Raw genomic sequence first — 23,082 nt, 5'->3', positions numbered from 1 at the left:
CGGCTTGCTTTCTCTGAGTTACTTGCGCCTAGAAGCCGCAAGACCCAGGGCCGCCGCCCACATGTCCCTTCATCTAAATCACTATGTCAAAGAGCACGTTCCTGCCCGAAGCGTCGCCACGAGCACCCCTTGGAGGGGAAACAGTCAGCACCGCCGAAGCAGTGCAACCTATTCAAGAACGTCCCAACCGGAGGCCGGTCAGAGCAGAGAGGCGAGCGCCTCGTTGCCGGGAGGGCGCCATCTATGTGCCCGACCGATTCCCGTCAACCCGAAAAATGCACTTTTTTCCGATCCCCGCATTTTTTCCGTTCGGTCGGCGGCTTGCGCCCGGCAATCCCCGCTGCGCCTAGCCCAAGGAAGCCGCCCGCCCGCGCGGGAAGCCCCCTTCCCGCCCGCCAGGACCAACGCTTCCCAGATGAAGCCGGCGCCCAGCACAACAGCCGATAGCAATAGCCGCCTCGAGCCCGACCTCACGAACCTTTGCGGAAACAAATTGGACACAACCGCGCGCCGCTCCAATGATCGAAGCGATGGTTTCCGGCCGATCCGGCGCGCCCAGACTGCGCGGATACGGGACAGGTGCCGCCACGGAAACCCTATGCACATAAGGGTAATTACTTGTTCAGCATGATATGATCCAAGTTCGACTCACAGGTATTTCGGGGGAATTACGATGGTTCGGCGAACGGATGCTGTGCGGCTCGCGCGGCTCGCGGCGCTGGTGGACGCGACAGGCGACGCGGTCGATGCCGACCGGCTCAGCCGCGCGCAGCGATCGGACTTCATTTCCGAGATCGGCGCCGTCCTCTCCCTGCTCGCCGATCGATCGGCGGCGCTGTCGCACGCGCTCGAGCGGTTGCGCGACCGCATCGCCGGAGCCGGCACCCCTCGCCGCCCGCGCCAGGCCGACCGCAGGCTGTTCGGGACGCTGGCCCGGCAGCTGAAGCGCATCGGCCTGCTGCTGGCCATGGGCACCGCCGCCTGGGCGACCACCGCCGCGGCCCATGTCAGCGTATCGCGCATGGCATTGGCCAAGGCGATGGCCGCCCCGATGCCTGCCCCGCCGGCGATACCGCCGGTCCATGTCGGCGACATGGTGCTGAATCCGGTCACCAACGCCAATGAGCGCGTGGTCGAAGTGATCAACGACGCGCTGGTCCGCACCGACCAGAACAACACGATCCTGCTCGCCAACACGGTCGGCCAGACCTTCACCGATACCAATACCAGCATCACCTATACGGTGAGCGCGGTCCAGCTGACCTCGGGCCGGGTCACCGGCGTCACGCTCGACAAGAGCGGCGGCGGCACGGTCACCACCCCCATCGTCACCGATGTGAGCGCGGGCGTCGGCTCTGCGCCGCCGCCGCAGGGCAACGGATCGACCGGATCGACGAGCTCGGGCTTCACCTTCCCGACGGCGGCGGGCGACCTCCACCAATATTCGAACGTCCAGCGCGGCGCGAACGGCGGCAATGGCAGCTTCGGCGCCGGTGTCGAGATCTGCATCTTCGGCGGCTGCTTCACGATCGGCGCGAACGCGTCGGCCGGCGGCGGCGGCGCCAACGGGCCGAACATCGCCGCGACCGTGACTCCCGCCAACAACGGCAACATCACCACCATCTCGGACAATCTTCCCGGCATCGCGGCGATCAGCGCCGGCGGCAATGGCGGCAAGGGCGGCGACGGCGCGGGCAATGTCCGCGGCGGCGCGGGCGGCGGCGCGGGCCGCGGCGGCAATGTCGACCTGAGCTCGAGCGTGACCATCGCCACCTCGGGCGTGCGCAGCTATGGCATCCTGGCGCAGAGCATCGCCGGGCGCGGCGGCGCCGGCGGCACGGGCTATCTCTTCTCGGGCGGCGGCGCCTCGGGCCCCGCTGCGCAGGGCGGCACGGTCACCGTCACCAATTCGGGCCAGATCCGGACCACCAATATCGGCGCGATCGGCATCCTGGCGCAGAGCCTGGGCGGCAATGCCGGCACCAGCGGCGGCAGCTACGGCATCGTCGGCAACCCAGGCGCCGGCAGCGTGGGCGGCGACGGCGGCAACGTCACCGTCGAGCATAGCGGCATTGTCCGCACCGAGGGCGTGGACGCGGTGGGCATCCAGGCCCAGTCGATCGGCGGTTCGGGCGGCAATGTCGGCGGGACCGGCGGGATCGTCGCGTTCGGCGGGACCGCCGGCAATGGCGGCAATGGCGGCAGCGCGACGATCAACGTGCGCGCCGGGGCCGAGGTCACTACCACCAACAGCGGCGCCTATGGCGTCTTCGCCCAGTCGATCGGCGGCGGCGGCGGCTCGGCGGGCGGCTCGGGCGGCCTGGTCGCCTTCGGATCGGACGGCAGCACCGCCGGCAATGGCGGGAGCGCCTCGGCACTCGTCGAGGCGGGCGCGACCGTCACCACCGGCGGCGCCAACGCGCATGGCGTGTTCGTCGAATCGGTGGGCGGCGGCGGCGGCGCGGGCGGCGCTTCGGGCGGCGCGGTCGCGGTCGGCGGCAAGGGCGGGTCCGGCGGCACCGGCGGCGCGGCGAGCGCCACCATCGGCGGCTCGGTCCGCACCGGCGGCGTCGACGCGCGCGGCGTGTTCGTCCAGTCCGTGGGCGGCGGCGGCGGCTCGGCCGAGGGCACGGGCGGCCTCGTCTCGATCGGCGGCAGCGGCACCGGCGGCGGCCTGGCCGGCAGCGCCTCGGCCAGCATCACCGCGACCGGTAGCGTCGTCACCACCGGCAAGGGCGCCGATGCGGTGTTCGTCCAATCGGTGGGCGGCGGCGGCGGCGCGGGCTCGGGCTCGGGCGGCGTGGTTGCGCTCGGCGGGACCGGGGGCACCGGCGGCAATGGCGGCACGGTCACGGTCGGCAATGCCGGCACCGTCCGCACCGAAGGCGACGGCGCGCGCGGCATCTTCGCCCAGTCGGTGGGCGGCGGCGGCGGCAAGGGCGGCGACAGCGGCGGCCTGGTCACCATCGGCGGCAACGGCTCGGCGGCGAGCACCGGCGGCACGGTGACCATCACCAACACCGGCAGCGTCACCACGCTGCGCAACAACGCCACGGCGATCTTCGCCCAGTCGGTGGGCGGCGGCGGCGGCGACGGCGGCACCACCGGCGGCGTGCTGCTCACCATCGGCGGCAAGGGCGCGAGCGGCGGCAACGCCGGCCTCGTCACCGTCAACCACAGTGGCAATATCGGCACCGGCGGCAATGATTCGAACGGCATCTTCGCCCAGTCGATCGGCGGCGGCGGCGGCAATGGCGGCGCCAGCGCGTCGCTGAGCGCATTCGTCGGCGTCGCGATCGGCGGCGCCGGATCGGCCGGCGGCAATGGCGGCATCGTCGACGTCAACCTCGCGCCCCGCTCGGTGATGGTCGGCGGCGTGCCGACCCAGCTCGATCCGTTCATCGCGACCAGCGGCGATCGCTCGCGCGGCATCCAGCTCCAGTCGATCGGCGGCGGCGGCGGCAATGGCGGCTTCGCGGTCCAGGCGACCGGCGGCTTCTTCGGCGGCGCGAGCGTGGCGATCGGCGGCAGCGGCGGGACCGGCGGCACCGGCGGGCACGTCACGCTCGACGGCGACGCGGTGATCCTCACCACCGGCGACAATGCGCAGGGCATCCTCGCCCAGTCGGTGGGCGGCGGCGGCGGCGCCGGCGGCTTCACCGTCTCGGTCGCGGCGGCGGCGGGCCCGGCGCTGGGCGCATCGGTCTCGCTCGGCATCGGCGGATCGGGCGGCAGCGGCGGCGATGGCGGCCTGGTCGAGGTCAAGTCGGGCGGCGCGATCCAGACCGATGGCGACTTCTCGACCGGCCTGCTCACCCAGTCGGTGGGCGGCGGCGGCGGCAATGGCGGGTTCAACGTCTCGGCGGCGGTCGCCGCGGGCGGCGGCGGCGCGGTCTCCTTCGCGGTCGGCATCGGCGGCAAGGGCGCCAATGCCGGCAATGGCGGCGTGGTCGACACCGATTTCGACGGCACCATCTCCACCGGCGGCGACGATGCCGGCGGCGCGGTGATCCAGTCGGTCGGCGGCGCCGGCGGCTCGGGCGGCTTCAACGTCTCGGGCGCGGTGAGCTTCGCGGGCACCACCAGCGTGGGCGTCGCGGTGGGCATCGGCGGCGCGGGCGGCGGCGGCGGCGACGGCGGCAAGGTGACCGGCCGCGTCGGCGGCAACGTCCAGACCATGGGCGACCGCGCGACCGGCGTGCTGATCCAGTCGGCCGGCGGCGGCGGCGGCAATGGCGGGTTCAACATCGCGGGCTCGATCTCGGGCAGCGGCTCCTATGCCGGCGGCATCTCGGTCGGCCTGGGCGGCGCGGGCGCGGGCGGCGGCGGCGGCGGCGAGGTCACCGGCACCGCGGCGGGCACCATCTACACTTCGGGCGACCAGTCCGACGGCCTGCTCGTCCAGAGCCTGGGCGGCGGCGGCGGCGCGGGCGGCTTCAACATCTCCGGCTCGATCGCGGGCAGCGCGACCTTTGGCGGCGGCCTGTCCGTCGGCCTGGGCGGCGCGGGCGGCACCGGCGGCAATGCATTGCATGCGACGGGCAGCGCGCTCGCCGCCGTCCACACGCTCGGCGACCAGTCGCGCGGCGTGGTGGTCCAGTCGAACGGCGGCGGCGGCGGCGTCGGCGGGTTCAACGTCTCGGGCAGCATCGGCGGATCGGGCAGCTATGGCGCGGCGGTCAATATCGGCCTGGGCGGCTCCGGCGGCGGCGCCGGCAATGGCGGCGAAGTCGATGCGAGCGCGGTCTCGATCCTGACCGAAGGCAACCAATCGGGCGGCTTCCTCGCGCAGAGCGCCGGCGGCGGCGGCGGCGCCGGCGGCTTCAACGTCTCCGGCGGGGTAAGCTTCGGCGGCACCGCGGCGGGCGCGCTCTCGGTCGGCCTGGGCGGCTCGGGCGGCGGCGGCGGCGACGCCATGCGCGTCGGCGCGACGGTGACCGGCAATGTCGTCACGCTCGGCGACCAGTCGACCGCGATCACCGCGCAGAGCCTGGGCGGCGGCGGCGGCACCGGCGGGTTCAACGTCTCCGGCGGCATCGGCATCTCGGGCACCATCGCCGGCGCGATCAATGTCGGCATCGGCGGATCTGGCGGTTCGGGCGGCGACGCCGGCAAGGTCACCCTCACCGTCACCGGCACCACCGCGACGGCGGGCGACAAGAGCGACGGCATCCTGGCGCAAAGCGTGGGCGGCGGCGGCGGCGCGGGCGCGTTCAACGTCTCGGGCGGCATCGCGGTGGCCAAGGACGGGGCCGGCACGCTCGGCATCGGCCTGGGCGGCGCGGGCGGCAGCGGCGGCGACGGCAAGGCCGTCACGCTCAACGTCAACCAGGGCGTTGCCGACACCGCCGATACGCTGGTCGCGGTCTCCACCGAAGGCGACGACGCCCGCGGCATCGTCGCGCAGAGCCTGGGCGGCGGCGGCGGCAACGGCGCGTTCAACGTCACCGGCGGCATCGCCGGCTCGAAGAGCGGCGCCGGCAATATCGGCGTCGGTATCGGCGGCGCCGGTGCCACCGCGGGCAATGCCGAAGCCGTGATCGCCAACATCAATGGCGACGTCGCCACGCGCGGCGCGCGCTCGGGCGGCGCGCTGATCCAGTCGGTCGGCGGCGGCGGCGGCAATGGCGGGTTCAACGTCTCGGGCGGCATCGCGGTCTCGAAGGAACTCACCGGCAACGTGCTGGTCGGCGTCGGCGGGTTCGGCGGCGCGGGCGGCGACGCCGGCACGGTCGACGCGACCCTGACCAGCGACATCGGCACCAGGGGCGACGATTCGCTGGGCCTGACCGTGCAGAGCCTGGGCGGCAGCGGCGGCAACGGTGCGTTCAACGTCACCGGCGGCCTCAGCCTCAGCGCCGGCAATGGCAGCTCGGGCACGCTGGGCGTGGGCGTCGGCGGCTTTGGCGACAGCGGCGGCAATGCCAAGGCGGTTACCGCCGCGCTCACCGGCGACGTCGGGACGCTCGGCGCGCGCAGCGGCGCGATCCTGATCCAGTCGGCCGGCGGCGGCGGCGGCAATGGCGGGTTCAACGTCACCGGCAGCATCGCCCTTTCCAGCGGCGGCACCGGCACGCTCGGTGTCGGCATCGGCGGCTTCGGCGGCGATGGCGGCGATGCGGCCACGGTCGACGCCACGCTTTCGGGCAATGTCGCGACCAGCGGCGCGGAATCGGCCGGCGCGCTGATCCAGAGCCTGGGCGGCGGCGGCGGCAACGGCGCGTTCAACGTCACCGGCTCGCTCTCCATCTCGGCGGGCAACAACACTTCCGTCGGCGCCGCGATCGGCATTGGCGGCTTTGGCGGCGACGGCGGCATCAGCCAGAAGGTCACCGCCAGCGTGGCCGGCGACTATCGGACCCGGGGCAGCGATTCGGCCGGCGTGGTGGCGCAGAGCATCGCGGGCGGCGGCGGCGCGGGCGGGATCAACGTCTCCGGCGCGATCGCCCTCTCCACCGGCACCGCGGGCACCGCCTCGATCGGCATCGGCGGCTTTGGCGGCGACGGCGGCAAGGCCGGCGACGTCAAACTGACCCGCACCGGAAACACCGTGACCAGCGGCGCCGATTCCGATGGCGTCGTCGCGCAGAGCATCGGCGGCGGCGGCGGCCGCGGCGGCATCGACGTGGCCGGCGGCATCTCGGGCAGCACCAGCGGCAGCACCGGCTCGTTCGGCTTCGGCCTGGGCGGCTTCGGCGGCGGCGGCGGCGAGGCGGGCAACGTCACCGCGCGCGTGACCGGCAACGTGCTCGCGACCGGCAATGGCGGCGTGGTCGCGCATGCGGCGCAGACGATCAACTTCCTCGGCTTCGACTTCAGCTTCCCCGCCTATCGCACCATCGCGAACGGCTCGAACGGCGTGATCGCCCAGAGCGTGGGCGGCGGCGGCGGCCAGGGCGGGCTCAACGTCACCGGCCAGATCGCCCTCACCTCGCCCGGCTCGAGCAGCGCGAGCCGCGTCGCCGCGCTGGGCATCGGCGGTTTCGGCGGCGATGGCGGCAATGCCGGCACGGTCGAGCTGAGCGTCAAGGCGCCGGACGCCGACCGCGTGCAGGTCGTCGCTTCGGGCGACGAGCGTTCGGCGGTGATCGCCCAGTCGCTCGGCGGCAGCGGCGGCATCGGCGGGATCAACGTCTCGGGCGGGATCTCGCTCGATGGCCAGCTCACCGTCGGGATCGGCGGCTTCGGCGGCGATGGCGGCCTGGGCCGCAAGGTGACCGCCAATGTCGATGCCGACCTGTTCGCCCAGGGCACCAAGGCGCGCGGCCTGCTCGTCCAGTCGGTCGGCGGCGGCGGCGGCACCGGCGGCATCAACATCTCGGGCGGGATCACCGCCGACACCACCGCGACCGAGCCGACGCTCGTCTTCGGCATCGGCGGCTTCGGCGGCGCGGGCAATGCCAGCGGCGACGTGATCGCCACCCAGAACGGCCAGGTGATGGTCGACGGCTATGAAGCTGCCGGCATCATCGTCCAGTCGGTCGCGGGCGGCGGCGGCGATGGCGGGCTCAACGTCTCGGCGGCGCTGAACAATGCCGGCGCCGGCAAGTCGAAGCTCACCGGCGTCGCGCTCGCCGCGGGCCTGGGCGGCACCGGCGGCACCGGCGCCGATGCGGGCGACGTCACTTTCACCAGCAACGGCAATGTGCTGGTCAACACCAAGGTGACCAGCGGCGCCGGCGGCACGGTCACGCTTTCGGCGACCGACTATGTCGGCAAGGCAACGGGCATCCTCGTCCAGTCGGTGGGCGGCGGCGGCGGCCAGGGCGGCATCGACGTGGCCGGCGCGGTCTCGCGCCAGGGTGCGCCGATCGCGCTCGGCATCGGCGGCACCGGCGGTGCGGGCGGCAATGCCGGCGACGTGACGGTGACGCGCGGCTACACCATGGTCGGCGGCGTCGAGACCGCGACGCCCGGCCTGATCCGCACCTTCGGCGACGAATCGAACGGCATGACCGTGCAGTCGATCGGCGGCGGCGGCGGCAATGCCGGCTTCAACCTGGTGCTCGACGTCACGCTGGCGCCGGCCGGCAACAGCCCGTTCGCGGCAGTGGTCAATGTCGGCGGCGCAGGCGGCGACGCGGGCGCGGGCGGCGACGTCACGCTGCGGCACCGCGGCGACATCGGCACCAGCGGCGCGCTGAGCGACGGCATCCTCGCCCAGTCGATCAGCAAGGGCGGCGGCAACGGCACCTTCAACCTGGCCGGCGGTTACACGCGCGACGCCAACCAGCTCAACCTGAGCATCGGCGGGCGCGGCGGCATCGGCGGCGCGGCCGGCGATGTCGAGGTCGACCATGACGGGGCGATCGTCACCACCGGCGAGCGTTCGATCGGCATCCATGCCCAGTCGATCGGCGGCGGCGGCGGCAACGCCTCGTTCGATTTCGGCCTGGTGCCGGGCGCGAAGAACCAGTTCGCGCTGAGCCTCGGCCAGTCCGGCGGCACCGGCGGCACCGGCGGCGAAGTGACGGTGAACGCCGCGGGCGCGATCGACACCAGCGGCGGCTATTCCTCGGCGATCTTCGCCCAGTCGGTCGGCGGCGGCGGCGGCAACAGCGGCTCGTTCAAGATCGGCGGCACCGTGGGCACCGGCAGCGGCAGTTCGGCGCAGAGCTTCGCCGGCAGCGTCGGCGTCGGCCTAGACGGCGGCGTCGGGGCGACCGGCGGCGCGGTCTCGGTCGCCAACGCGGCGAACCTCACCACGCGCGGCGTCGAATCGCGCGGCATCTGGGCGCAGAGCATCGGCGGGTCGGGCGGCGCGGGCGGCAGCGGCACCGGCGTGATGGTCAACACCACGGCGGCGCTCACGGTCGCGGTGGGCGGCACCGGCGGCGTCGGCTCGAAGAGCTCGACCGTCGATGTCGGCAACAGCGCGCGGATCGTCACCGGCGGCGACGATGCGGACGGCATCCTCGCCCAGTCGATCGGCGGCGGCGGCGGCACCGGCGGCTTCGCGGCAAGCGTCGCGCTGCAATATAAGGGCAGCGGCAACACTTCGAACACCATGGGCATCGCGGTGGGCGGCTCGGGCGGCACCGCGGGCATCGGCGACACGGTGACGGTGACCAACACCGGCGTGATCGCCACCAGCGGCGCGCGCGCCTTCGGCATCCGCGCCCAGTCGATCGGCGGCGGCGGCGGCATCGGCGGCGCGGTCATCGACTTCCGCGCCCAGGGCAAGAGCGCCAACAACTCGATCAACGTCAATGTCGGCGGCGCCGGCGGCACGGGCGAGAAGGCGGGCGACGTCTCGGTCACCAACGAAGGGCTGATCTGGACCAAGGGCGAGGATGCCGCGGGCATCAGCGCCAATTCGATCGGCGGCGGCGGCGGCGATGCGGGGCTGGTGCTCCAGCTCGCGGTGGGCGCCACGGGCGCGGACAAGCAGACGCACAGCGCGCGCGTCACCATCGGCGGCAATGGCGGCAGCGGCGGCGCGGGCGGCAAGGTCACCGTGGTGAACCGCGACACCGGCGGCGCCAATTCGGGCGACATCCTCACCGAGGGCAAGGGCGCCTACGGCATCTTCGCCCAGTCGCTGGGCGGCGGCGGCGGCAACAGCTCGACCATCCTGGCGCTGACCGGCGTCTCGTCGGGCAAGGACAGCGTCGCCTTCGGGTTCAATTTCGGCGCGGTGGGCGGCAGCGGCAATGTCGGCGGCGTGGTCGAGGTGACCAATGCCGGCACGATCGAGACCAGGGGCGCAGGCGCGCACGGCATCCTCGCCCAGTCGATCGGCGGCGGCGGCGGCAATGGCGGGATGGCGCTCACCGGCAGCCTGCTGATCGGCGCGCCGACCTCGGCGCCGCTGATCGCGATCGGCGGCATGGGCGGCAATGGCGGCAATGGCGGCGCGGTCACCGTGACCAACAGCGGCTCGATCCTGACCCGCGGCGCCAAGGCGAACGGCATCGTGGCGCAGAGCATCGGCGGCGGCGGCGGCAATGCCGGGCTGGGCGCGGCGCTCACGCCCGAGCCGGCCAGCCTAACCTTGTCCAACGAGATTGCGCTGATCGTCGGCCTCACCGGCGGCGGCACCGGCGGCACCGGCGGCGCGGTCACGGTCAACCAGACCGGCGACATCACCGTGCTCGGCGCGGGCTCGCAGGCGATCGTCGCGGAGAGCATCAATGGCGGCGGCGGCACGCTGGGCCTCGACTTCAGCGGCATCACCGGCCTGCCGGGCCTGCCCGTGGTCGGCCCGCACGGCAATACCGAGCGGCCCAATCCGCTGGTCGTCGCCCGCGCGGGTGCCGACGGCGCTTCCGGCATGAACGCCGGCAAGGTGACAGTGAACTCGAACGGCACGATCGGCGCGGGCGGCCGCAACGGCGTCGGCATCAGCAACCAGGCGATCGGCGGCGGCGGCGGCACGATCGACATCGACCTCGACATCGTCGCGCTCCGCGACCCGACCGTCACCGACCCGCAGGCGCCCGTCGGCGTCCGGCTGGCGCTGGGCGGCCTGGGCGGCGCCGACAATGACGGCGGCGACATCACCGGCAGCCATGCGGGCAGCGTCACCACCAATGGCGACGGCGCGGCCGGCGCGCTGGCCCAGTCGATCGGCGGCGGTGGCGGCCGCGGCATCATCGACGTGACCGCCGAGCTCGCGTCCTTCTTCGCCGGCGCCTCGGTCACGCTCGGCGCCGACGGCACCACCGGCGCCTCGGGCGGCACGATCCAGCGCGGCATGACCGGCGCGATCAGCACCACCGGCAAGTTCGCCCCCGGCGCGATCGTCCAGTCGATCGGCGGCGGCGGCGGCTCGGCGATCGTCGAGATCGCCCTGGGCACCGGCGCCACGGCGGCCGCGCCCAGCGTGCTCGATATCGACGCCACCGCGCCCGGCACCGGCCCCAGCGCGGGCCTCGCCCCCCAAAGCCAGCGCGCGCTGGCCGATTGGCTGGCGGGCGCCGCCGCGGACCCGCTGGCGGCCGCGCCGCCCCCCGCTCCGCCGACCGCCGTCACGCTCGGCGCCAATGGCGGCGCCGGGCTCGACGGCGGCACCGTTACCCTCGCCTATGCCGGCGGCTTCACCACGCTGGGCGACTATTCGCCCGCGCTGGTCGTCCAGTCGATCGGCGCGGGCGGCGGCGAGGTGCGCCTCACCGGCGGCAGCGCGAACGTCACCCTGGGCGGCAGCGGCGGCGCGAGCGGCAATGGCGGCAGCGTCACCGTGTCGAACAACGGCGCCGTCCAGACCGCCGGCAACCATGCGCATGGCGTGTTCCTCCAGTCGATCGGCGGCGGCGGCGGCGCGGTGCTGGGCGCGGTGGATTCCGCCAGCATCGCCTTCAATCCGGGCAACACCGGCAATGGCGGCGCGATCCGCTTCGACCAGACCGGCAACATCGCAGTGCTCGGCGCCAATTCGATCGGCGTGGTCGCGCAGTCGCTCGGCGGCGGCGGCGGCTGGGTCGAGGGGATCTTCGCCGGCAACGGCACCGGCACGGGCGCGGGCGGCGCGATCGACCTGCGCCTTTCGGGCTCGGTCTTCGCGGCCGGCCTGAATTCGACCGGCATCTTCGCCCAGAGCCAGGGCAGCACCGGCACGGGCAATATCCGCGTCACCGCCAACAACCTGGTGCGCGGCGGCGGCGGCACCGGCGCGGGCATCCGCCTGGCCGGCGGCGCGGCCAACCTGATCCAGCTCACCTCCGGCTCGATCAGCGCGGTCTCCGGCCTCGCGATCGACACCGGCACGGGCAACGACCGGGTGGAGAATAGCGGCACGATCATCGGCAATGTCGACCTGGGCAGCGGCACCAACGCCCTGATCAACAACGCCAGCGGCGTCTTCATCGCCTTCAGCCGGATCGACCTGCGCGACGGTGCCGGCTCGAGCGGGAGCTTCGCCAATGCGGGCGACTTCCAGATGGGCCTCGCCGCCAGCCGCACCCCGATCGACCTGCTGCACGGCGCCACCTTCGCCAATCTGGACGGCGCCGGCGCGCCCGCGACCAACCTGCTCTACGGCGCCCGCGTCATCAACACGGTCGATCTCGACGGCGACTTCACCCAGAGCGCGACCGGTCACATGGCGTTCGACGTCGCCTTCGGCCCCTATGCGTCGGACCGCGTCAATGTAAGCGGCAACACCAGCGTGGCCGGCACCGGCGACGTGATCCTCACCTGGATGCAGGACAAGAACCCGGTCACCCTGTTCGCCACGGCGGGCACGGCAACCAATAACGGGCTCGCCATCCGCGACACGCTGGCGGTCGATTATCGCGTGCTGGCGAACAGCACCGGCATCCAGCTCGCCTTCGACACCAATTTCGGCCAGCCCTTCCTCAACGGCAACGAGCGCGCGCTCGGCGCCTATATGGACCGCGCGGTAACGGCGGGCAGCTCGGCGGGGATCGGCCGCCTGCTCGCCCTGCTCGGCAACATCCAGGCCGGCAGCGAGGCCCAGTATCGCGCGATCTTCGACCAGCTGAACCCCGAACCCTATCTGATCGCCTCGCTCACCCAGTTCGGCGCGGCGCGCGACTTCTCGTCCAACCTGTTCGGCTGCGGCACGCTCGCCGGCCCGGCGGGCGATGGCTGCGTCTGGAGCCAGGCCGGCGGCCATGTCTTCAAGCGCAGCGGCGACAGCGAGCATGCCAGCGTCCGCGGCGATACCGACGGCCGCTTCCGCGCCGGCTTCGAGAAGCCGCTGGGCGGCGACTGGATGATCGGCGGCGCGATCGGCTATGACAGCCTCGGCAATGCCAGGATCGACGGGCTGCGCGCCAATTCGGACGGCAATGGCGTCCATGCCGGCGTCGGCGCGCGCTATGCGGGAGCGAGCGGCGCGCAGCTCGCCGCCTCGGTGAGCGGCGGCTGGCAATGGACCGAGCTGCGCCGCGGCGTGAGCATCTTCGACACGCGCCAGGGCGTGGGCAACCAGGGCACCGGCTATTTCCAGGGCAGCGCCGAGGCGGCCTGGGTGCTCGGCCAGGGCATGGTATTCGCGCGGCCGGCGGTGCGCGGCTTCGTCACCGCGCTGCGCCAGGGCGGCTTCACGGAGCGCGGGCTCGAGGGCCTGGGCGTCGAGAGCCTCTCCCACACCCAGTGGATCGGCACCGTCGCGCCCGAGCTGAGCCTGGGCGTGCGGCTCGCCGGCAGCGGCCCGACCAGCGCGACCTTCGCGATCACCGGCGGCGGCGTGTTCAACACCACCGATCGGATCGCGGCGCCGTTCCGCCTGCTCGGCGGCAACGCTTCGGCCGCGCCGGCGACGATCACGACGCTGATGGATCGCCAGGCCGCGCATGTCGGCGCGGAGCTGCGGGTGGTGGGCAACGAGAACCTGTCGCTGCGGCTCGGCTATGACGGCGAATTCGGCAAGCGCACCACGGACCACCGCGCCAGCCTGAGCGCCCGCATCCGCTTCTGATCGCATGGGGCTGCCCAGGGCTTGAGGCGGGCCCTGGGCAACTCCGTCAAGCCGATTGAGCAGCCCCGGAACGGATCGACATTGGCGAGATCCCAATAGCCGTCATCCCCGCGCAGGCGGGGATCCAGGGTAGCATGGGACAATCGAAGCAATCGCGCGCGGGCTTGCCGGAGACGGTAAAGCGCGCCTCACGATCCTTGCTCCTGGCCCTGGATCCCCGCCTTCGCGGGGATGGCGGGGCAGGATATGGGTACGAAGCCCGGACAGCCCCGCCCGTGCCTCATCGCATCGTGCGGATCTCTTCGTCGCTTCCCGTCAGCTCCCAGCGGATCAGCGAGATCGGGATCGAGCCCGCCGCGCGGAAGCGATCGTGGAACGCCTTGATGTCGAACCCGTCGCCTTCGCGCATCGCCACATCGGCCAGCAGCTTCTCCAGCTCGACCTTGCCCATGTAATAGCCGATGCCATAGCCCGGCTGGCGCAGGTACAGCTCGATGTCGAACTGCGCGACGGCATCGCCCGGCTGCATCCATTTGGGCGTGCGCGAGACCAGCGAGGCATTGGCCTGCCGCCAGGTCCATTCGTTCGCCTGCATCTTCAGCTCGGGCAGGATGCGCGCGGCACGCTTGGCGCCCAGGATATAGTCGATCTCGCGCGCCTTGGGCCGGTCCGCCAGCATGCCCGACTGGATCAGGAATTCCTCGAGGTAAAAGGCCCAGCCTTCGTTGCGCAGGCCGTTGACGAAGAACAGCCGCGGCTGGCCGCGCACCGGGCGCGTGTCGCGCGCCGCCTGGAGTTCGTCAAAGGCATGGCCGGGCAGGTTGTGCGCGCGCAGCGGCCGCCCGTCGCGGAACTCGGCCTGGAAGAAGAAATGGAGATGCTGCGGCGCATCGAACAGGCCCGGCCTGGACGGATCCTTCTCGAAGGGGAACTGGTACGGCCCCTCCTCCGGATCATGCTTCACATAGTCCGGGACCGTCACCCATTGGCCGTCGCGCAGGAACCTGAGCAGGTCCTCGTCCTCCGCCTTGCGCTTGGCGTCGAACTCGGCACGGGTCTTGACCGGCTCGGGCATCGGAATGGCCCGATCGCGATGCTCCTCGATCTTCAGAAAGGCCAGCTGGCGCTGATATTCGCGCTCGCCGATCACCCGGATCTCCTCCGGCGTATAGGGCAGCAGCAGCACGTGCCTGAGATACCAGGCGTAATTCTCCGCGCCCACGCCGCCATAAGCGGGGAGCCCGGCCTCGATGCCTTCCAGCCACGCCTTGAACGCGGCGGCGGCGGCCTGGGCGCGCTTCGCCGGGGCGACGAGCGAGGGCTGGCGCTTCGCCGCCTCCGCGGCCAGCGCACCATAGACGTTCACTTCCACCTGCTTCTGCACGATCGCCAGGCGGGCAAGGTCGCCGCGCGCATCGGTGAGGTTCGCCCGGGCCTGGCGCAGCGCCTCGGGCACCGCATTCAGCCGGGCGGCCAGCGCTACCGCCGCTTCCTTCGCGACCGGCAGCGCCGGAATCGCGATGGCGCCGTGCATCTTGGGCCCGAAGCCGAGATTGGTGGTGCTGTAGAAGGCCGGATCGCGCTTCCAGGGCTGCATCACCCGGTGCTGGAACTCGAGCCCGCGCATCTCGGCGAGCACCACCATGTAATCGACGCGCTGCGGAATCGGCCAGGCGCTGTCGTCGATCGCCGCCAGCCGCGCCTCGAAGCGCTGGAGCCCGGCATAATGGCGGGCCATCGTCTCGGGCGAATAATCGGGCACGCCCCGCACCATCGGCGGCGGCACGAAGGCGCGGAACTCCTGGTAGAGCGCGAGCAGCGCGTCATAGCCCTGCGATGCGGCCTGGGCCTGGGCGCGTGCGGGCGCCGCCAACGGGATCGGAAGCGCCGGCAACGCCAGCAGCACGGCAGCAAGACCCAGACGCCTCTTCATCCCATTTCTCCCCAATTTCTTCGAGTTGAAACTCTCGCTACTCGTCGTCGCTCCGGCTCGGGGCCGGGCGACGACGGAGGAATGCAACCGCCCGCACCCCTCACAGCGCGTTGAAGAACCGCCCCAGCCGCTCCATCGCCTCGGCCACCCGCGCTTCGGATTCCGATCCGAAGCAGACGCGCAGATGCCCCTCCCCGCCCGGGCCGTAGAAGCTGCCCGATTCGACCACGACATGCGCTTCCTTCAGGATCGCCATGGCGAGATCCTGCGAGGAGCGGCCGGTGCCGCTGATGTCCGGAAAGGCATAGATCGTCCCTTCCGGCTCGGCGCAGCTGACGCCCGGCATCTGGTTCAGCGCCTGGACGACGATGTCGCGCTTGCGGCGATCGGCCTCGACCATCGCCAGCATCGCATCCTGCGGCCCCTCCACGGCGGCGCGGGCACCTTCCTGGATGAAGACGTTGACGTGGGTCACATCGGTCATGGTGATGCGCAGGATCGCCGGCATCAGCTTCGCATCGGCGGTCAGATAGCCGATCCGCCAGCCGTCCATCGAATAGGCCTTGGTGAAGGCGAAGCAGGTGATGGTCCGATCGCGCATGCCCGGCAGGCTGGCGATGCTGACATGCTCGGCCTTGCCATAGGTGATATATTCATACACCTCGTCGGACAGCACCAGCAGGTCGTGCGCGATCGCCAGGTCGGCGACGTGCTGGAGTTCCGCGCGGCTATAGACGCGGCCCGTCGGATTGGCCGGGTTGACCAGCACGATCATCCGCGTGCGATCGGTGATCTTCGCGGCGATCCTCTCCCTTGAGATCGCGAAATTATCCGCCTTGTCGAGCTCGGCGATCACCACCTTGCCGCCGGCCAGCTCGGTCTTGCCGATATGCTGGGGGTAATAGGGATCGAGCAGGATCACTTCGTCGCCGGGATCGATCGCGGCCATGAAGGCGGCAAAGGAGGCATGGGTGAGCCCGTTGCACACCAGCACCTCGTCGACGCCATAGTCCAGGCCGTTGAACGCGGCGAGCTTCTCCGCCAGCGCCTGGCGGAAGGAGAGCGTGCCGCGGAAATCGCCATAATGGACGATGCCCGCGTCAAGCGCCGCCTTGGCCGCTTCCTTGATGTGCGCGGGCGTGTCCGCATGCGGGCGGCCGAATTCGAGGTGGATCAGGTCCACTCCCGCCGCGTCCAGCTTCGCCGCTTCGTCGTACATGCCGAAGCTCTTCTTCGATCCGCCCGTCAGGCGCTGCGCCGGCCACTTCATCCCTAGACCTCCCACGACTCGATTACCTGTGAATAATTGCGTGATATATGATATTTCAAGCTTGAAATTTTAGGCTTGAAATATCTAGGGTCGGGGCGTTAGGTGACACGGACGGAGTCGCCGCGAGGGAGTTCTGCTCGATGAAGATCGCATGCGTGGGCGGCGGGCCGGCGGGCCTTTATTTCGCCATCTCGATGAAGGTGCGCGATGCGGGCCATGATATCCATGTGTTCGAGCGCAACCGGCCCGACGACACGTTCGGCTGGGGCGTCGTCTTCTCGGACCAGACGGTCGAGAACCTGATGGCGAACGATCCCGTCAGCGGCGAGACGATCCGCGGCGAGTTCGCGCATTGGGACGATATCGACGTCCATATCCATGGCGAGTGCATCCGCTCAAGCGGGCACGGCTTTATCGGCATCGGCCGCAAGCGGCTGCTGGCGATCCTGCAGGCGCGGGCCCGCGAGCTGGGCGTGGTGCTGCATTTCCAGCACGAGGCGGGGCCGGACCTGGCCGACTGGGCGGACTATGATCTCGTCATCGCCGCCGATGGCGCCAACAGCCGCATCCGCAACGCGCATGCCGAGCATTTCGACGTCGATATCCAGGTGCGCAGGAACAAGTTCTTCTGGTTCGGCACCGGCAAGGTGTTCGACGCCTTCACCTTCGCCTTCGAGGAAACCGAGGCGGGCTGGGTCTGGGCCCATGCCTATCGCTTCGACGCTGATCTCTCGACCTTCATCGTCGAGATGGCTCCGGCGACCTGGCACGGCCTGGGCCTCGACGCGATGGACCAGCCCGCGGCGATCGCGCTGTGCGAGAAGATCTTCGCCCGGCATCTGGACGGCCATGGCCTGATGTCCAACGCCACGCATCTGCCCGGGCCCCAGGCCTGGCTGAACTTCCGCCGGATCGTCACCGGCCGCTGGTCGCACGACAAGTTCGTCCTGCTCGGCGACGCGGCGCACACTGCGCATTTCTCGATCGGGTCGGGCACCAAGCTGGCGCTGGAGGACGCGATCAAGCTGGCCGAGGTGCTCAACCGCCCCGGGCTCGGCCGCGTCCAGGCGCTGGCGGAATATCAGGCCGAACGCAATGTCGAGGTACTCAAGCTGCAGAACAGCGCGCGCAACTCGACGGAGTGGTTCGAGACGCTCGACCGCTATCTGCCCTTTGCGCCGATCCAGTTCGCCTATTCGCTGCTCACGCGCTCGCAGCGGGTCAGCCACGAGAATCTCCGTCTGCGCGACCGGAACTGGCTGGAAGGGGTCGAAAGCTGGTTCCAGGCGCAGTCGCCGGGCGGAAGGAGCGCGCAACCGGTCCCGCCGATGTTCGCACCGTACAGATTGCGCGAGATGCCGCTGGCGAATCGTATCGTGGTTTCGCCCATGGCCATGTATTCGGCCGTGGACGGCACCCCGAACGACTTCCATCTCGTCCATTACGGCACCCGCGCCCAGGGCGGCGCCGGCCTCGTCTATACCGAGATGACCTGCGTCTCGCCCGAGGGCCGGATCACGCCCGGCTGCCCGGGCATATATGCTCCCGAGCATGTCGCGGCCTGGCGGCGCGTCACCGATTTCGTCCATGCGAACAGCGGTGCGAAGATCTGCCTCCAGCTGGGTCATTCGGGCGCCAAGGGCTCGACCAGGATCGGCTGGGAGGGGATGGACCAGCCCCTGCCCGAGGGCAACTGGCCACTGATCGCCGCCTCCGACGTGCCGTGGAGCGCCGGCAACGCCGCGCCCCGCCCGATGACCCGCGCCGACATGGACGAAGTGCGCGACCAGTTCGTCGCGGCGGCGCGCATGGCGGTGGAGGCCGGCTTCGACATGATCGAGCTGCACGCCGCGCACGGCTATCTGCTCTCCAGCTTCATCACCCCGCTCCAGAACACCCGCACCGACGGCTATGGCGGCAGCCTGGAAAATCGCCTGCGCTATCCGCTCGAGGTGTTCGCGGCGATGCGCGCGGCCTGGCCGGCCGAACGGCCGATGTCGGTCCGTATCTCGGCGACCGACTGGATGGGCGACCAGGGCGTCACCCCCGATGAAGCGGTGGCGATCGCCCGCGCCTTCGACGAAGCCGGCGCCGACCTGATCGACGTCTCGGCCGGCCAGACCTGGGCCGAGTGCAAGCCGGTCTATGGCCGCATGTTCCAGACACCCTTTGCCGACCAGATCCGCAACGAGGCGCGTGTCTCGACCATGGCGGTGGGCAACATCTTCGAGACCGACCACGCCAATTCGATCCTCGCCGCCGGCCGCGCCGATCTGGTCGCGATCGGGCGGCCGCACATGATCGACCCGATGTGGACGCTGCGCGCCGCCGCGCAGCACGGCTATCGCGGCGTGCGCGTGCCGCCGCAATATCTGGGCGGGATGAGCCAGCTCGCCCGCAACCTGCAACGCGCCGCCGAGGCCGGCGCGGCGCTCGGGAGCTGATGCCATGCGCCTGAAAGATGTCCATGCGGTCGTCACCGGCGGCGGATCCGGCATCGGTGCGGCGATCGCCCGGGCCCTGGCCGAAGAGGGTGCGCGCCTGACGCTGATCGGGCGCCGGGTCGAGCCGATCGAGGCCGTCGCCGCGACGATCCTCGGCGCCATCACCATCCCCGTCGACGTGACCGATCGCGCCTCGATCGACATCGGCTTCGAGACCGCCCGCACCGCGCACGGGCCGATCGGCATCCTGGTGAACAACGCCGGCATCGCCCCCAGTGCGCCCTTCGCCAGGGTGACGGCAGATGCCTGGCGCGCGACGATGGCGACCAATCTCGACGCGCTCTTCCATTGCTGCCAAGCCGCGCTGCCGGACCTGCTCGCGGCACCGGCGGGGCGGATCGTCACCATCGCCTCGACCGCGGGGCTCAAGGGCTATGGCTATACCGCCGCCTATGTCGCCTCGAAGCATGGCGCGATCGGGCTGATGCGCGCGCTCGCCGCCGAGTTCGCCGCCACGCCGCTCACCGCCAATGCGCTCTGCCCCGGCTTCACCGATACCGATATCGTGGCCAGGGCGATCGAGACCATCGCCGCGCGCACCGGCCGCAGCGCGGCGGAGGCACTGGCCGAGCTGACTCGCCACAATCCCCAGAAACGCCTGATAACGCCCGAGGAAGTGGCAGCCGCGACAGTGTGGCTCTGCCTGCCGGCCAGCGGATCGGTAACCGGCCAGGCGATCCCGATCGCCGGGGGAGAAGTGACATGACCCGCGCCGCCCCCCTCCGCGAGAAGCATGACGGCGCGCTCGACGATCGCGGCAGCGTGCGCCTGTGGCTGCGGCTGCTCACCTGCACCACGGTGATCGAGAAGCGGCTGAAGCGCGGCTTCGCCGACCAGTACGACATCACCCTGCCCCGCTTCGACGTGATGGCCGCGCTCGACCGCCATCCCGGGGGAATGACGATGGGCCAGCTCTCCCAGGCGCTGCTCGTCTCGAACGGCAATGTCACCGGCGTCGTCCAGGCGCTGGTGCGCGATCGCTATGTGAGCCTGGCCCCCTCGCCCACCGACGGCCGCTCCTCGGTCGCGCGGCTGACCCAGCTGGGGCGCGAATGCTTCGCCGGGCTGGCCGAGGCGCATCACGCATGGATCGAGGCGATGCTCGCAGGGCTGGGCCGGGAGGAGCGCGGCCAGCTTCACGCGTTGCTGGGGATACTGAAGGATTCGCTCGCTGCCGATGGAGGGAAGGAATGACCATGGACCCGACCAGCTTCGCGCCGGCGCATTTCGGCTGGCAGTTTGCCGACGGGATAGCGACCATCACCCTCAACCGCCCCGAGCGGAAGAACCCGCTCACCTTCGAAAGCTATGCCGAGCTGCGCGATGCCTTCCGGGATCTGGTATATGCGCCGCAGGTGAAGGCGATCGTCCTCACCGGCGCCGGCGGCAATTTCTCCTCGGGCGGCGACGTCCATGAGATCATCGGGCCGCTGACCGGGATGGCGATGCCCGAGCTGCTGGCCTTCACCCGGATGACCGGCGACCTGGTCAAGGCGATGCGCGCCTGCCCGCAGCCGATCGTCGCGGCGATCGACGGCATCTGCGTCGGTGCCGGAGCGATCATGGCGATGGCGTCCGACCTGCGCCTCGCCACCCCGGCGGCCAAGACCGCCTTCCTGTTCACGCGCGTCGGCCTGGCGGGCTGCGACATGGGCGCCTGCGCGATCCTGCCGCGGATCATCGGCCAGGGCCGCGCCGCCGACCTGCTCTATACCGGCCGGATGATGTCGGCCGAGGAAGGCGAGCGCTGGGGCTTCCACAACCGGCTGGTGCCCGCCGATGCGCTGCTGGACGAGGCTCAGGCACTGGCTCGCGGCATCGCCGCCGGCCCCAATTTCGCCCACGGCATCACCAAGACCCAGCTCAGCATGGAATGGGCGGTGAGCATCGAGACCGCGATCGAGATGGAGGCCCAGGCCCAGGCGATCTGCATGGCGACCAGGGACTTCCGCCGCGCCTTCGAGGCCTTTGCGGAGAAGCGCACTCCCGAGTTCGAGGGCAATTGATGGCCGACCGCAGCTTCCTCGACTGGCCCTTTCTCGACGACGGCCACCGCACGCTGGCCGAAGCGCTGGAAGCCTGGTGCATCGCCAACCTCACCGGCCATCACGGCGCCGACGTGGATGCCGAATGCCGGAGGCTCGTCCGCGCGCTCGGCGACGGCGGCTGGCTGCGCTACTGCGTGCCAGCGGCCTGGGGCGGCGTGCACGCGACGCTCGACATCCGCTCGCTCGCGCTGATCCGCGAGACGCTGGCGCGCCATTCGGGGCTGGCCGACTTCGCCTTCGCCATGCAGGGGCTGGGATCGGGCACGATCTCGCTGTTCGGCACCGAGGCGCAGAAGCGCGCCTATCTCCCCGCCGTGGCGCGCGGCGAGAAGATCGCCGCCTTTGCACTCACGGAGCCGGGCTCCGGCTCCGACGTGGCCGCGATGGAGACGCTGGCCGAGCGCCACGGCAATGGCTGGCGCGTGAATGGTGCCAAGACCTATATCTCGAACGGCGGCATCGCCGATTACTACGTCCTGTTCGCCCGCACCGGCGAAGCGCCGGGCGCCAGGGGCATCTCCGCCTTCCTCGTCGATGCCGACACGGCGGGCCTGCGCGTCACCGAGCGGATCGAAGTGATCGCCCCCCACCCGCTCGCCACGCTGGCGTTCGCCGACATGGCGCTGCCCGCGGACGCCCTGCTCGGCGAAGCCGGGCGCGGCTTCGCGGCGGCGATGGCGACGCTCGACATCTTCCGCACCACCGTGGGCGCCGCCGCGCTCGGCTTCGCCCGCCGCGCGCTCGACGAAGCGACCACGCGCTCCCGTACCAGGCGGCTCGGCGACGGCACGCTCGCCGACAATCCGGTCACCCAGTCCAAGCTCGCCGAGATGGTGCTCGACATCGATACCTCCGCCCTCCTCATCTACCGCGCCGGCTGGCTCCGCGACGTGCGGGGCCAGCGCAACACGCGCGAGGCCGCGCTCGCCAAGCTCCACGCCACCGACAGCGCCCAGCAGGTGATCGACAAGGCGGTGCAGATCTTCGGCGGCCTGGGCGTCACCGTCGGCGCGCCGGTCGAGGCGCTGTACCGCGAGGTCCGGGCGCTGCGCATCTATGAAGGGGCCTCGGAGGTGCAGAAGATCGTCATCGCCCGCCAGCACCTCGCCCAGAGCGCCGGCTGATGTTCCGCGTCGCCTATCCGCTGCGCTTCGCCCATTGCGACCCGGCGGGGATCGCCTTCTACCCACGCTGCCTCGAGCTGTGCGACGCCGCGGTCGAGGACTGGACCCCGGCGGTGCTGGGCGACGACCGGCGGGCCATGCACATGGGGCGCGGCCTGGGCCTGCCCACCGTCAACCTCTCCTCCACCTTCACCGCGCCGAGCAGGCTGGGCGACCGGCTCGATTTCGCCGTGCGCCTCACCCGGCTGGGCCGCAGCTCGATCGACCTGGAAGTGGAGGTGACGTGCGAGGGCGCGCCGCGCTTCTCGGTCCGCCTCACCCAGGTGCTGATCGATCTTGCCGGCGGCAAGTCGCGGCCCTGGCCCCCCGAATATCGCCAACGCCTTGAAACGGAATGCCAATGACAGCCCATCAGAGCCTGCTCCCCCCCGGATGGAAGCGCCCGCGCGGCTATGCCAACGGCATCGCGGCCAGCGGCCGGATGCTGTTCACCGCCGGCGTGGTCGGCTGGGACGCGGAGGAGCGCTTCGTCGCCCCCGATCTCGCCGGCCAGTTCCGCCAGGTGCTGGTCAACACGCTGGCGATCCTCGCCGAGGGTGGCGCCGGCCCGGAGCACATCGTGCGCATGACCTGGTACGTCACCAGCCGCACCGAATATCTCGCCCGGATCGCCGAGATCGGCGCGGCGTATCGCGAGCTGATCGGCCGCAACTATCCGGCGATGGCCGTGGTCGAGGTCGCCGCGCTGGTCGAGGCGGAAGCCAAGGTCGAGATCGAGACGATCGCGGTCGTCCCCACTGCCTGAGGAACCCTGAC

10 protein-coding genes are annotated in these 23,082 nt (G+C 71.3%); 8 read left to right on the top strand and 2 right to left on the bottom strand.

The features are described from left to right. Window positions 1–673: 673 nt before the first annotated feature. Window positions 674–13,387, top strand: coding sequence for an autotransporter outer membrane beta-barrel domain-containing protein (locus ACIQCS_RS18150; RefSeq protein WP_345847259.1), 12,714 nt, complete (start codon window positions 674–676; stop codon window positions 13,385–13,387). Between the two features lie 280 nt (window positions 13,388–13,667). Here the strand turns inward: ACIQCS_RS18150 and ACIQCS_RS18145 are convergent, their stop codons facing one another. Then, complete coding sequence (locus tag ACIQCS_RS18145; RefSeq protein WP_345847261.1) at window positions 13,668–15,320, bottom strand: DUF885 family protein; 1,653 nt, start codon at window positions 15,318–15,320, stop codon at window positions 13,668–13,670. 100 nt (window positions 15,321–15,420) lie between these two features. Next, a complete protein-coding gene (locus tag ACIQCS_RS18140) occupies window positions 15,421–16,590 on the bottom strand; it encodes a pyridoxal phosphate-dependent aminotransferase (RefSeq protein ID WP_345847262.1) in 1,170 nt (389 codons plus the stop codon). Between the two features lie 140 nt (window positions 16,591–16,730). On the opposite strand from ACIQCS_RS18140, the gene ACIQCS_RS18135 reads away from it, so the two are divergent. The 7 genes from ACIQCS_RS18135 to ACIQCS_RS18105 are packed head-to-tail and all read left to right on the top strand — an operon-like array spanning window position 16,731 to window position 23,071. Further along, the gene (locus tag ACIQCS_RS18135; RefSeq protein ID WP_345847264.1) at window positions 16,731–19,034 is read left to right on the top strand and encodes a bifunctional salicylyl-CoA 5-hydroxylase/oxidoreductase; all 2,304 of its coding nucleotides are present in this window, start codon (window positions 16,731–16,733) and stop codon (window positions 19,032–19,034) included. Between the two features lie 4 nt (window positions 19,035–19,038). Continuing rightward, the gene (locus ACIQCS_RS18130; protein ID WP_345847266.1) at window positions 19,039–19,800 is read left to right on the top strand and encodes an SDR family oxidoreductase; all 762 of its coding nucleotides are present in this window, start codon (window positions 19,039–19,041) and stop codon (window positions 19,798–19,800) included. Further along, complete coding sequence (locus tag ACIQCS_RS18125) at window positions 19,797–20,288, top strand: MarR family transcriptional regulator (protein ID WP_345847268.1); 492 nt, start codon at window positions 19,797–19,799, stop codon at window positions 20,286–20,288. Before ACIQCS_RS18130 ends, ACIQCS_RS18125 begins: the two co-directional genes overlap by 4 nt. Continuing rightward, complete coding sequence (locus tag ACIQCS_RS18120; protein ID WP_345847271.1) at window positions 20,285–21,100, top strand: enoyl-CoA hydratase family protein; 816 nt, start codon at window positions 20,285–20,287, stop codon at window positions 21,098–21,100. The genes ACIQCS_RS18125 and ACIQCS_RS18120 overlap by 4 nt, the downstream gene beginning before the upstream one ends. After that, window positions 21,100–22,266 (top strand): acyl-CoA dehydrogenase family protein, encoded by a 1,167-nt coding sequence (locus ACIQCS_RS18115; protein ID WP_345847274.1) that lies wholly within the window; start codon window positions 21,100–21,102, stop codon window positions 22,264–22,266. The genes ACIQCS_RS18120 and ACIQCS_RS18115 overlap by 1 nt, the downstream gene beginning before the upstream one ends. Continuing rightward, the gene (locus ACIQCS_RS18110; RefSeq protein WP_345847276.1) at window positions 22,266–22,670 is read left to right on the top strand and encodes a thioesterase family protein; all 405 of its coding nucleotides are present in this window, start codon (window positions 22,266–22,268) and stop codon (window positions 22,668–22,670) included. The genes ACIQCS_RS18115 and ACIQCS_RS18110 overlap by 1 nt, the downstream gene beginning before the upstream one ends. Beyond that, window positions 22,667–23,071, top strand: coding sequence for a RidA family protein (locus ACIQCS_RS18105; RefSeq protein WP_345847278.1), 405 nt, complete (start codon window positions 22,667–22,669; stop codon window positions 23,069–23,071). The genes ACIQCS_RS18110 and ACIQCS_RS18105 overlap by 4 nt, the downstream gene beginning before the upstream one ends. Window positions 23,072–23,082: the final 11 nt, after the last annotated feature.

The sequence above is a fragment of the Sphingomonas sp. NPDC092440 genome (genome assembly GCF_044754985.1).
Taxonomy (GTDB): domain Bacteria; phylum Pseudomonadota; class Alphaproteobacteria; order Sphingomonadales; family Sphingomonadaceae; genus Sphingomonas.
The sequence above is the reverse complement of the archived record's forward strand: the minus strand, read 5'-3'. Positions and strand labels throughout refer to the sequence as shown.